An 11,883-nucleotide genomic window follows, 5' to 3' on the forward strand; every position below is an offset into this window, starting at 1 on the left:
TTTACAACAGGACCGGCCGGGCTAACCATGAACGTCATGGAAGAACCGGTGGAAAAACTCCAGATCAGCCTTGAGGACGTCGGGGGAACCTCGTGGTGGCGGGGACTGCTCACCACTCTTTCGTCGCAGTACGGCAGCGCCACCCTGCGGTTCGTGGGCACGGTCGCCGGCAGGAGACGGTACACAAGCGACACGTTCTCCGCCGCGCGCCCCGTGGCACCCATGCCCCCAGAGGAGGACTGGGCGCCCGGGATGACCCGCAGCCTGGACCAGCTCATCCGTGACATCAAGGCAGACGGCTGGACCCAGACCGGCCGGGGCGCCGAACCCTGGTCCCTGACGTTCGAAAGGCTCCCGACCGGTTCCCGCTCGGTTCAACCCTGAAACCTCCAGGCACCGGCACCGAATTTCGCCGGCGCCGGCTTCCGATCCTGTGGCAGCGCCCACCCGAGCGGGCCGCCGGCTTTATGGGACCCACCTTCCCCGCGATCGACCCCGACGAGGTCCTGCGGTTCGTGGATGAGCGCACGACGCCCGACCAGGAACGGGCTTTCGCCCGAAGAACGCCGGTGAGGGCGCTGCTCGACCCCCGCAGTCTGGGTGTAGCAGGGGAAAACGCACCGCCATGACAGGCTAGGCAAGCGCCTTACCGGACCTCCCCGGCACCTTGTATCCCGGAGCGGTCCGGGTCCAGGGAACCGTCCCGGCACCGCCTCCGGCACGGGATCCCGGAAGGGCCTCCGGCGCGGCAGCCACGGGGCAGGACCCGAAGGCGAAGATGACCAGGGGTCCAGAACGATAATGACCATGGAGCAGGTGAAGACCGTCCTGAGGATGCTTCCTCAATCGTTCCACCGCGCGGATGGAAGCGAGAACCTGCCAGCCGCAGAGCAGCGCGCCCTGCCGACGGCCGACGAACTCACCGCAGCATTCGACCAGATCAGCTCAAACAGCTACGAGTAGCGGTGTTTGTAAACATTGGTTGACATAATCCAAATTATCGGCGGCAAGAGGCGGCGGTTTACTAGTAGCGCTGAGCAGCTGATCAGCTCCCTAAGCCGGCCCGATCGTCAGGTTCGTGATGACGTCGTCCTGCATGGTGAAGTCGAAGGCGAACACAAGTGGTCCGCCAGGGAATTCGCCGTTGACCGATGCCACCAGGCGGTTCGCCGCAAATGACGTCGGGGTGATGACAATCTTGGGGTCGATCTGGTGGACCTTGATCCACTCACGGACCGCGACCTCGGTGTCATAAGTGGTTCCATCGTCAACAACGCTCGCGTCGGGGGCAAAGACGTCGAACAGCGCCTCAGCATCATGGGCGTTCGTCATGGCTACGAATTGGTGAACGGCATAAGGGAGGGTGGAGTCAGCCATCGGATAGCTCTCTTTCTCTGAGGGTGGACGCGCCCGCGGCACTGACGGGATCGAGTTGGGATGTGACTGGCTGGAAGGCTGCGACGACATTGCTGGGCAGCGTGAGTATCCTCGCCAAGGAGATGGAAAGCGCCCATCTGCATCACGTCACCTTGCAAATCAACAAAACATACATTACTAACATACTGTCCTACAGGACAGTATGTTAGTGGATGCTTCACTGCGGATTGCTGCCGCTAGAGTGCTGGAATGGCCGGGATAAACGAGGAACGCGACATGGAACAGCCTCGGCCCCTCGTCGCTGGTGACTTCCCCTACCAGTCGAAGCTGCTTGCCAATCTGAGTGCGCTGATCCTGCTATGGAACTCCCCAGCCTTGCAGGGGCAGATCCTGGCCAGGAGCGGCGAATCCCTGGACCAGCCCTCGCATCAAACACTTCGGCTTCTTCTAGCGTGGGGGTCGATGCGACCTGCTGCCCTTGCCGACGAGCTCGGCGTCGGAGCGTCATACGTCAGCAAGATCGTGCGTCGCTTGGAAAGCGGTGGGCTTGTCCAGCGTTCGACGGACCCGTCCGATCGCCGAGCTACCCTGATCCGCCTGACCGAAGCAGGAGTGGAAGCCGCCCGCGACGTCTACGCGCTGGGAGATCGAATGATTGCCGAAGTGCTCGATGACTGGTCGCCCTCCGATGTCCGCCGCTACACCGACCTGACGGAACGCTTCGTCAATGACGCCATCAGATCGGCTGCGAAGATGCGCAAACGAGGCCTGCGACCCACCGAGTAAAGCGACAGATCGCTGCTTTGGCCTGACGAAAGGTAGGTTATCGGCGATTCGGCCTCGGCGGTTCTATCGCCTTTCAACGAGCGACACTTCGGGCTGCTCCGAGTTCAGCGACCCGCCACCGGCCGTAACAGCGAAGGCCAGCACAGGCCCGTTTGTGGCTCCTTGTCCGCCGGAGATCAGACGGACAAGAAGTGGTGCCTCCGATGCTGGTACGAACGCACTGCGGCCTTGGGGAACGGAGAGGGTCGCGTTCGGGGTGTCGAGCAGGATCGGTCCGCTTACCGCAAGGACGATAACAGGCCCGTTTTGAACGATCGGCACCTGTCCGAGGACGACATTCCCACTCTTTACGACGGCGTTGCCGCTCTGGCCAGCTTCAATGCTCTCCGCGGACCGACCAGCAGGACTAGCGGCCTCATCGGACAGAAGGATTCGCTGGAGCTGGAACTCTTCGAAGGGCGGGCGGAACAGCTCTTGGTCTAGCAGCGTGTATTCAGGCATGAGCGACGGCGGGGCCAGTGGCTCGAATACGACGGTAGAGAGCAGTTCGGCGGAATCTACATGTTTCGGCGTAAGACCGCCGCGGAGGACGTTGTCCGACGATGCCATTACCTCAATGCCCAGACCTCGCAGGTAGGCGTGAATGTTGCCAGCAGGAAGGTAGATGGCTTCCCCTGGGCGCAGCGAAACGCGGTTCAGCAGCAAGGCTACGAGAACCCCCGGGTCTCCTGGGTACTGTGCCGCGAGCTCTACGATCGTCGTGGCGTCGCGGCTGATCGAGCCCTCCGACCATCCTGCTTCGGGTGTGCCTCCGATGCCGCGACGTACAGCGGTCTCCACGTCCGTAACGATCTCCGGGGGCGTGTTGAGCAACAGGGTAAAAGCAGTGCGGAGCGAGCCCTCACCCCCTGTAGCGAGATGCATGGCCACGGAATCGAGAACTTCATGGGCCGGGGATCCGGGTTCGACGGCGGACGCGAGGACTGTGAAGATGCTGACGGCCTCGGCGAGAGGGCGGAATCCGCACAACGCCTCGAACGGGGTCAGCGCCAAGATCATCTCTGGCTTGTGGTTCCGGTCCCGGTAGTTGCGGTGTGGTGCGCCCTGCGGTACCTCCGCAGCTTCCTCGGCGTCGAAGCCGGCAGCGGCCTGCTCGAGGCTCGGATGGACCTGCAAGGAGAGCGCCGATTCGGCGGCGAGTACCTTCATGAGGAAGGGAAGGAGCCCGCCGAAGCGAGCGTTCACCGCACCGCCAAGAAGCTTCCGAGAATCCTTCGCGATGAGCTCGTTAAGGCCGCACCGTCCGCCGTCGTCCTGCAATACCTGCGACGGCGAGTCAGGGTGCGCTCCAATCCACAGCTCAGCTTCAGGTTGGCCGGAGGGATCCCTGCCGAGTAGTTCGGCGATCGCCGTCTGAGAACCCCATGCATACGAACGAAGCGTGTTATCGAGGAGATACATCAGTCATCCTTAGTCATCCTTTGGTGAGAGAAGTGCCGGTGACGGTATCCGCCGACAGTAGGAAGCCGGCTCTGACCAGCAACCCTCAGGGGGCTGCTGGCCAGAGCCGGCCGGTAGTGGTGGCGTCCTGTCAGTGACTGTTGTGGAAGAAGTCCCACATGAGTTCGCTTGCCTGGATGTCCTGCGTGACCGGACCTGATCCGTTGAATTCGGCGGGGTCACCTCCTGGCCAGGTGTGTCCGCCGCCCTCGACAACGTAGTGGAAGACCTCGGCGTGGGATCGGCATGCTGTGTAGCCAACGAGGGAGACAGTGCTCGTCACCTCTTCGGTAGCTGACTTCTTGCAGTGGTTCAGTTCAGCCCATCGATCCGATGCGTCCAGGGCGCCATAGCGCCAGTACGCGGAGCCTCCGTCTTCGAAGGGGTTGGTGGGGTCTGCGGTGCCGCTGAAAGTCATCACGGGAAGGGGTTCCGAGGGCTGGCAGGTGGCTGGGTCAGGGACGTACCCGCCTTCAGGTGCCGGCATCGAGCTGCCGGCTCGCAGTCCGGCGACAGGTGCAATCGCTGTCAGAACGTCTGGGTGCTCGCATGCGAACTGGGACAGCATTCGCCCGCCTCCGGAGTAACCCGTGCCGTATACCTTCTTGTCATCGGCACAGGTCGATGTGAGTTCTGTGACGAGGTCTTTGAGGAAGGCGACGTCATCGGGGGCGCCCGGCTGGTCCGTGGAGGTGTACGGGACGTTCCAGCTGTAGCTCCCAGACGAGGGAATGGCGCCTTGCGGGGCGGCGACAACGAACTTTTCCCTGGCTGCTACCTGCTCGAGTTGTGACCGGCGTAGTTGCACCTCGGATGTACTCGAGCTGCCGTGAAGGTCCAGGACCAAGGGAAGCTTGGTGTGCTTCTGATCCGTTTTCGGCATGAAGACGACGGCTGATCGTGCTTTACCGCCCGATTGAATGGTGATCGTATGCCGTCCGGGTTCGGTCAGGGCGCATTTGGCATCCGGTGACCGATGAGGTGAATCGGGGGTGGAGGACGAATTCGTGGGCGCTGCGTGTGCCATCGCCGGGGTCGTTGCCGCGATGAGTAAGGCTGCAGCGAGGCCCGCTTGTGCAAGACGTTTCATGAAGACAGGTGCTTCCTCTGAAGATGTGAATAAGGGCTGGATGAAACGAATCCCGCTTCCGGGACTGTAGAAGCGGGATTCGTCCTTCAAACGGGGTTCATCAGGGCGCGGAGAGGGTGGTGCGCAAATCATCGATGATGAGGTTGCCTATGCCGCTGCCGTTGACGTAGACCGAAACTTCGGTCACAGCCGTGACGTTCAGGTCAGCTTCGGGCGCCCAGCTCGGCGGGGCGAAAGCAGTGAACGGGATGGTCACCTTTTGCCATTCGGTGCCTGTCGTCGTGACGGTGGTCTCCCAGTACGCGCCGCCGGCAACGAACTGCACCGTGAACTTGTTGGTGGCGTTGGGCTTCACCCACATTTCGAGTCCTGAGTATCCCCACCAGTTCTGTGCCTCAGGGAGTTTGTGAATGAGTCCGGCATACCCGGCCGATCCGGCCGAGTAGTCGACGGACAACGCCTTCGAACCGGTCTGGGGGTTGGTGGTTAGCGCCGCGGTGATGGGATCTCCTCCGCTGTTCGGAATGTATGCCGAAGTCACTGCCGCGTCAGTTGCATACTGTTCGAAGTCATCGATCGTCAGCTGGGCCGTCGGCAAAGCTGCGGTGGTGAAGGACGCCGCTTGTGGGCTGACTACCGTCTGCCCCTTCCCGTTGACTGCGGTCACCGACCAGTAGTAGGTCGTTGCTGCGGTCAGATCCAGATCGGGTATGAAGGAAGTGGACGGAATTGTTCGGGCCGTTACCAGCGGAGCGGACAGATCGGGGTTCGTTGAGAGCATGAAATCGTAGTACGCGGTATCTGAGGCGGGTGTCCACGAGAAGGTTGGGGTGTCGATGACGTTGCCCGCGCCGGTTGCGGGGTTGGAGACCTGGAACGCGCCCGGCAGCGCCAGTTCGCCGCTCTGACCTGAGTAGATGGACACTTCACCGAGCTGTGGTGTCCACACGTTGCCTGTTGCAGCAGGCCAGGTCACCTTAAGGTAGTTCACGTTCGTAGCGCCTCGGACGGAGTAGACGTATTCCCTCCAGTTTCCTGTCCCTCGGTCAACCTGCACCGGCAGGACTTCCCAGTTCTGCCCATCACTCGAGCCGGAGATTTCCAGGTCACGCGCGGGCTCGTCTGGCCAGTACCACGCTGTGATGTCCGCTCCAGTCATGCCGTCCACAGCCCACACGACAGAAGCCGGATCCGCGCTCTCTCGTTTCACACGGGAGGTATCTCCCGCGAAGTTCGCGGAGTTCCCGGTGTCGAAGGCGAGGCTGCCGTTATGGCTTTGCGTCAGTGACCAGTCGTTCAGCGGGTCGTAGAGCGCCGGGCGGGGTGCCTGGTTCCAGAAGGTTGCGTCCCGAATCTCGATGGATGCGCTGGAGGGCCACTGCACCTTCACCGCGGTGGCAGCCAGACCTGAAGCGACGAGTGTCGTTTGCCCCTTGTTCCGCTCGACTGTCGTTTTGGCCGGTGTCCAGGTCTGCCCGTCGGTGGTCGTAAGGAGCTCGACGCCCTTTGCGTCGGACACAGTGATTTCAGCTCGGGTGATGTTGTCGCGTTCCCACACGATGCTGGATGTGCCGGTACCGGTGCCGATGGCGACTGCACCGTCGACCCGCGGCTCGAGGGCTATGTTTTCGTGGCTGGACGTCAGGAGGAGGCTTTCGAGCGGATCCACCTGGATCGTGTTGTCGCCGGTGAGGGTATTGACGACAGCTGAGGGCTTTCCCGTGGTTCCGTCGGGCTTGACGGCTGTAATGCGGTACTGAGCATTGTCAGGCGATTCGGTGTCGGTTACCGGTGACTCCTGGGCGCGGACGGGCTGCTCGGTGATTGTGGTCCAGGTCTTTCCATCCGTCGAGCGCTCGACGATGTAGGTGCCGGCCCCGGCGACGCCTCTCCACGAAATGAGGTTGATGCCGCTCTTGTTCTCGATCGATGTGATGAGTGGGATGTCGAGCTTGACTGAGCCTGGGCGGGTTCCAACGGCGGTGCCGTAGTCCCTGATGGCTTGTACCTGGGCGATTTCTTTCTCCGTTGTTCCTGGGTAGTGGAGAGTGAAACCGTCGTCGTGCGGCACATAGCCGCCGGTGTCGTTGTGCCCGAACAGCGACCAGAAGAACATGCCTGAGACGTCGGGATTCGCTGCGGACGCTTCGAGAAGCTCAGCCGACGCCGAGGTGGACCCGTACTCGCCAGCGATGTACACCTTGTCGGCGTTGGTGACGGCCTCGGCGTGCGCGGCTACCCGGTCGACGGTCGGCGGGTAGTAATGAACGTCGACAATGTCGAGCTCAGGTGCAGCGAGGGTATCTGGGTCTATATCGAATCGACGGCCCGCTGCTACGAGCTGATTGGGGGCTTCCTCGTTGATGAGATCGACTTGCTGGTTGATCCAGTCCAGTGTCATGCCTTCGAGTTCGTTGCCGAGTTCCCACGCCAGGATGGTCGGGTCCTCGACATATGGAACACCGGTCAGGGAGTTGGTTCGGTCCAGGATCATGCTGACGTAGTCCTGGTAGGCGGCGATTGCGCCGGGATCGGTGTAAAAATCCGACGACTCGAGGCCCAGAGGGGTTGTGAAGTCCCGGTGTCCGCCGTGGTAGTAGGACCATTCGTCGGTGAGCGGGAGGATCAGTCTGATACCGAGAGAGCCTGCGTACGCGATCGCGAAATCGACGGTCTTGAACGCTTCCTCGTTGTACTCGCCGAGTGCCGGCATGATTGCCAGGGGGTTGGCGTCATTCTGTCCGGTGGAAGTCATCATGTGAGAGCGGACAACGTTCACGCCCATCTCAGATGCAGTGTCGAGGGCATTTTTGATTCTGAAGTACGTGGGATAGTCCACTCCCCCGACGTTCTCGTCCAGCCCCATCCAGTAGATGTTCGTTCCGCTCATGCGGTACGGCTTGTTCTTCAGCAGCAGGTCCGACCCATCACGGGTGACGAACTCCTTGTTCAAGCTCTTCCATTTGATGTCAGCCGGACCGGCACTAGCCGGCAGAGCGGACAGGGATGACGCTATGAATACTGCTGCGAGGGCTCCGGTGACACACCTGGTAGCCGCTCGTCGTGCATGTCCTTGGGACGGGGTGAACATCGTCGGTCTCCTGTTGCTTGATCGAATGATGAGCCGTTCCGGTACAGAAACGGACCAACCAGGGACTTTGGCAACGGCTCCCCCACCAGCCGAGTGTGTGCCATAGCTCACACCACTATGAATACCGGCTGGAACAGAGTCAAGACTTACATAGATTAATTATGTAACGAGTGGTCCTGCTGTTGATCCGCGTTCGATGATGCTTGCGCGAGGTGCCCTGACCTCTGAGGGTGGGGCTGACCGGATGGCTTCCAGCACTGCCGTGCCGGCCAGCTCCCCGATGGTGAGGACATCGTGATTCATGACGGACAGGGGCGGTTCTGCGAGCTCGCAGAGGGCAGAGTCGTCCCAAGCCAGCAGCGATACGTCCTGCGGCACCTTGAGACCCATGTCGAAGGCAGCGCGAAGGCCGCCGAGAGCCATGACATCGTTGTCGAAAATGATTGCGGTCGGTTCGCCGTCAATCAGCAGTTCTGTCGTCGCGGTCCGGCCGAATTCCTCCGAGTAGTCTCCTGCTCGTGCCTGGTAGGACAGGCCGAGCTCGCCGCAGCGGCGGGCCAGCGCAGCGGAGCGTATGGCGGAGTGGGCCATGTGCGCGGGTCCGCCGACGTGCCCCAGTGAACGGTGGCCGAGCCCTTCCAGGTAGTCCACCGCATCCTGCATGACGACGTCGTCCTCGGTCCAGATGGACGTGAGGCCACCGGCTGAGTGAACGTCGCTGATGGCCACGGCTGGCAGGCCAAGCTCCCGCACTTTGGTCAGCCGAACATCTCCGGGCACGAGGTCGACGAGGACCACGCCGTCGACATGACCTTCGTTCTTCCAGCGCTCGAACGTCTCCAGCTCGGACTCAACATCGGGCAGAATCTGCAGCAGGAGCGCGTAGTGCGCGGGCTGCAGTGCCAGCTCCAGCCCAGCGATGAACTCATGGTAGAAAGGTTCAGCCAATAGCATTTCTGATGTGCGCCGGAGCGTCAGGCCAACCGACCTGCCTCGATGGGCAACGTGGTCCGAGTGGCTGAATTCTGTGCGCAAGGATGCTCCAGGGCTGTTCGGGGGCTCTAGGTTATATCGGCGTCGAGCTACGCCCTACATACTTGCATAGAAGCTTCTCTGACCATTTGGGTGAACGGAACCATCAACAGTGGCACGACACGAGAATCCCAGCTCCGGCCCAGGCAGCAGTGCGTTGGTGATGGATCTGATCCGCTCTGCAGGAAGCATCAGCAGGGCTGAGTTGACTACGCTCACTGGACTGACTCAGCCAGCCATCTCGAGTATCGTCAAGAAGCTGATCAACGAGAACCTGATCCGTGAGGTTGGCCAGTCGGATTCGACGGGCGGTAAGCGGCGGCGGATGCTGGCCATGAATCCGGTGGCACGCTTCGGTGTGGGCGTCCAGGTAGCCGCCCAGGGGCTGTTGTGGATGGCGACCGATATGCGCGGTGGGGTACTGGGGCGCCGGAGAACCCCTGAGGCGCCGATTTCGGATCCCGCCGCCATGACCAGACGAGTGGCGGATGAGTACGGTGCTTTCCTTGCCGCACTCCAGCTACCGGCAGAGGCAAGTGTGGGACTCGCGCTGGTCGGGCCTGGTCCGATCGATCAGGCCAGCGGTCTTTTCCAGGGTTCACAGACCCCGCAGGCCTGGACAGGTTTTGACATACCAGCTTCCCTGCGGGAAAAGCTGCAGCTACCGGTCCTCATCGAGAATGACGCTAGCTCTGCAGCCCTCGGGGAATTCTGGTCGCGGCAGGTATCGCGGCAGAGAACCTTCGCCTGCATATATATGAACATGGGCATCGGGGCAGGCGTCATCGTTGATGGTGCGCTCTACCGTGGTGCCAGCTCGAACGCCGCCGAGCTCGGCCACATCTCCCTCAACCCTTCGGGTCCCCCGTGCTTCTGCGGCAACCGCGGATGCCTCGAACGGTACGCAGCACCAAGGACTATCTTGCAGCAGGCGAAGGAGGACCCGGAACTACGAACGATGCTCGAGACGTCGTTCACGACCCGGGACGTCATGGGTCAATTCGATGATCTCGCTCGCCTCGCGACACACGGCAACGAGGCTGCGTGCGAGCTTATCGACACCTCCGCAACCTATCTCGCGCACGCAGCCCTGACACTCACAAACCTGTTCGACGTCGATCACATCGTTCTGGCGGGCCCTGGCTTCGCCGTCGCCGGGGCGACGTACGTCAGAAAAGTTCGTGCCCAACTCGTGGCCGCGGCATTCATGCGAAGCGCCCACACCATCGACGTTGAGCTCTCGTCCAACCCGCGTGACTCCGCAGCCGCCGGAGCTGCAGCTCTCATGTTGCAGAGCTCCGTATCGCCGGGTCATGGACCTGTACGCCTCGCGTCCTGATCCCAACCAACATCTTTCATAACTAATTTATGAAAGATGTTGACACTGGCCCTTCGCCTCGTGCAACCTGAAGAACACGATCTTCTTGAGGACCAAAGCCGAGACTGTAATCGCATGAGTGCGAAGCTCCCGGACCGGACAGCGTCAGCTCGCCTGATGACAGCATTCCTCAAGTAGCCCGGAACTTACCGTCGGCCCTTACCGACGCACGCGTCACTAGAGACTTGAACAAGGAGCTTTTCAATGAAGAAAAAGGTAGTAGTTACCGCTGCCCTCGCACTTGGAGCCTCGATGGCGCTGAGTAGCTGCGCCGGTGGAAGCAGCGATAACGCTGCAGGCGAGGGGTCGGGAGCGCCGTCAGGGGACATCACCGTTCTCACCAACCGAACCGACCTCGTCGACACGGTCTTTCCTGAGTACGTCGAAAAGTTCCAGGAGGAATACCCCGATGTGAACGTTGAGTTCGAAGCGTTGACGGACTACGACGGCGACGCAACAATCCGACTCAACTCCCAGGACTACGGCGATGTCCTGCTCGTCCCGACCGCCGTGCCCAAAGATCAGTTCCCAGCCTTCTTCGAGCCCTTGGGAGAAGCTGCCGAGCTGAGCGAGGAGTACAGGTTCATCAATTCAGGGTCCTTCGAGGGACAGACGTATGCGCTGCCGACCTTCGGTGCCGCCATGGGATACGTGTACAACCGCGGAGTCTGGGAAGAAGCCGGCATCACCGAAGCTCCAGCCTCCGAACAGGAATACCTCGACGCCCTCGACGCCATCGCCGAAAACACGGACGCTATCCCGTACTACACCAACTACGCGGACGGATGGCCCCTCTCGTCACTCGAGAGCAATCAGGGCGCCATCGGTGGCCCCGACGCCCGCATCGACATGACCCAGGACGACTCCCCGTGGGAAGAGGGCAAGGACCAGTACGCCCTCGACAACCTGCTGTGGGAGACCGTCGAGGGCGGCTACACGGAGCCCGATCCGACGACGACCAACTGGGAGGAATCCAAGAACCTGCTTGGCACCGGGCAGGTCGGGTCCATGGTCTTGGGCTCCTGGGCCATCGCGCAGATGCAGGACGCAGCGGAAGCCGCAGGTGAATCGCGCGACTCCATTGGATTCTGGCCCATGCCGTGGCAGACCGATGACTCCTTCACATCGATGATCTCACCCGACAAGATGCTCGCCGTCAGCAAGAACTCCGACAACAAGCCGGCCGCCCGCGCGTGGGTCGACTGGTTCACCAACGAGTCCGGTTTCGCGGCAAGCCAGGGAGGCCTCGATCCCAAGATCGACGCCGACATTCCTGAGTCACTCGCAGACTTCGAGGAGCTGGGCGTCGAGTACGTCGAACTGGCACCGGAGCCCGAAGGCGAGGAAAGCCTCTGGTCCGACATCTACAACGAGGCAAAAATCGACCTCACCGGAGACCAGTACCGTCGCGACATCATCGACATGGCCCGCGGCGCCAAGGACGGCAACAAGGACAGCTACTTCGCCGAGCTCAACGACCGGTGGGCAGCTGCGCGAGCAGCCGTAACCGAATAACCGCTCCCCTCATCGTGGTGGGGGGGGGGGGGGGGGGGGGGAAGAAAAAAAAAAAAAAAGGGGACGCCCCGACCCATATCAACAGAACAAAACACAAAAACAAACAAAAAGAAA

The 11,883-nt window shown here is 61.4% G+C and carries 10 protein-coding genes; 5 read left to right on the top strand and 5 right to left on the bottom strand.

Annotated elements, in window-relative coordinates; translation table 11 throughout:
* Positions 1-36 precede the first annotated feature (36 nt).
* Positions 37-384 (top strand): hypothetical protein, encoded by a 348-nt coding sequence (locus ACX80F_RS14150; RefSeq protein WP_459337038.1) that lies wholly within the window; start codon positions 37-39, stop codon positions 382-384.
* 417 nt (positions 385-801) lie between these two features.
* On the top strand, positions 802-963 hold the full coding sequence (locus ACX80F_RS14155) for a hypothetical protein (protein WP_459337039.1): 162 nt from the start codon (positions 802-804) through the stop codon (positions 961-963).
* A 90-nt stretch (positions 964-1,053) separates the two neighbouring features.
* On the opposite strand, the gene ACX80F_RS14160 is transcribed toward ACX80F_RS14155, so the two are convergent.
* The gene (locus ACX80F_RS14160) at positions 1,054-1,377 is read right to left on the bottom strand and encodes a hypothetical protein (protein ID WP_459337040.1); all 324 of its coding nucleotides are present in this window, start codon (positions 1,375-1,377) and stop codon (positions 1,054-1,056) included.
* A gap of 249 nt (positions 1,378-1,626) precedes the next feature.
* Here ACX80F_RS14160 and ACX80F_RS14165 point away from each other — a divergent pair, with 249 nt between their 5' ends.
* Positions 1,627-2,163, top strand: coding sequence for a MarR family winged helix-turn-helix transcriptional regulator (locus ACX80F_RS14165; protein WP_459337041.1), 537 nt, complete (start codon positions 1,627-1,629; stop codon positions 2,161-2,163).
* A gap of 63 nt (positions 2,164-2,226) precedes the next feature.
* Here the strand turns inward: ACX80F_RS14165 and manA are convergent, their stop codons facing one another.
* The 4 genes from manA to ACX80F_RS14185 all read right to left on the bottom strand — a co-directional run bounded on the left by manA (position 2,227) and on the right by ACX80F_RS14185 (position 8,879).
* A complete protein-coding gene (gene manA, locus ACX80F_RS14170) occupies positions 2,227-3,624 on the bottom strand; it encodes a mannose-6-phosphate isomerase, class I (protein WP_459337042.1) in 1,398 nt (465 codons plus the stop codon).
* A 130-nt stretch (positions 3,625-3,754) separates the two neighbouring features.
* Complete coding sequence (locus ACX80F_RS14175; RefSeq protein WP_459337043.1) at positions 3,755-4,753, bottom strand: extracellular catalytic domain type 1 short-chain-length polyhydroxyalkanoate depolymerase; 999 nt, start codon at positions 4,751-4,753, stop codon at positions 3,755-3,757.
* A 100-nt stretch (positions 4,754-4,853) separates the two neighbouring features.
* Positions 4,854-7,706: a carbohydrate binding domain-containing protein gene (locus tag ACX80F_RS14180; RefSeq protein ID WP_459337044.1), complete on the bottom strand. Its 2,853-nt coding sequence runs from the start codon at positions 7,704-7,706 to the stop codon at positions 4,854-4,856.
* A 297-nt stretch (positions 7,707-8,003) separates the two neighbouring features.
* Positions 8,004-8,879: a LacI family DNA-binding transcriptional regulator gene (locus tag ACX80F_RS14185; RefSeq protein WP_459337045.1), complete on the bottom strand. Its 876-nt coding sequence runs from the start codon at positions 8,877-8,879 to the stop codon at positions 8,004-8,006.
* A 160-nt stretch (positions 8,880-9,039) separates the two neighbouring features.
* On the opposite strand from ACX80F_RS14185, the gene ACX80F_RS14190 reads away from it, so the two are divergent.
* Positions 9,040-10,215, top strand: a complete 1,176-nt coding sequence (locus ACX80F_RS14190; protein ID WP_459337052.1) for an ROK family transcriptional regulator — start codon at positions 9,040-9,042, stop codon at positions 10,213-10,215.
* Between the two features lie 243 nt (positions 10,216-10,458).
* On the top strand, positions 10,459-11,769 hold the full coding sequence (locus ACX80F_RS14195; RefSeq protein ID WP_459337046.1) for an ABC transporter substrate-binding protein: 1,311 nt from the start codon (positions 10,459-10,461) through the stop codon (positions 11,767-11,769).
* The last annotated feature ends 114 nt before the right edge of the window (positions 11,770-11,883 follow it).

It is taken from the genome of Arthrobacter sp. TMS2-4, assembly GCF_054511075.1.

Excerpts from the sequence above, each read along its gene's own strand:
- ACX80F_RS14150 (WP_459337038.1), top strand. The coding sequence starts at position 37 with ATGGAAGAACCGGTGGAAAAACTCCAGATCAGCCTTGAGGACGTCGGG.
- ACX80F_RS14155 (WP_459337039.1), top strand. The coding sequence starts at position 802 with ATGACCATGGAGCAGGTGAAGACCGTCCTGAGGATGCTTCCTCAATCG.
- ACX80F_RS14175 (WP_459337043.1), bottom strand. The coding sequence starts at position 4,753 with ATGAAACGTCTTGCACAAGCGGGCCTCGCTGCAGCCTTACTCATCGCG.
- ACX80F_RS14190 (WP_459337052.1), top strand. The coding sequence starts at position 9,040 with ATGGATCTGATCCGCTCTGCAGGAAGCATCAGCAGGGCTGAGTTGACT.
- ACX80F_RS14160 (WP_459337040.1), bottom strand. The coding sequence starts at position 1,377 with ATGGCTGACTCCACCCTCCCTTATGCCGTTCACCAATTCGTAGCCATG.
- manA (WP_459337042.1), bottom strand. The coding sequence starts at position 3,624 with ATGTATCTCCTCGATAACACGCTTCGTTCGTATGCATGGGGTTCTCAG.
- ACX80F_RS14165 (WP_459337041.1), top strand. The coding sequence starts at position 1,627 with ATGGCCGGGATAAACGAGGAACGCGACATGGAACAGCCTCGGCCCCTC.
- ACX80F_RS14195 (WP_459337046.1), top strand. The coding sequence starts at position 10,459 with ATGAAGAAAAAGGTAGTAGTTACCGCTGCCCTCGCACTTGGAGCCTCG.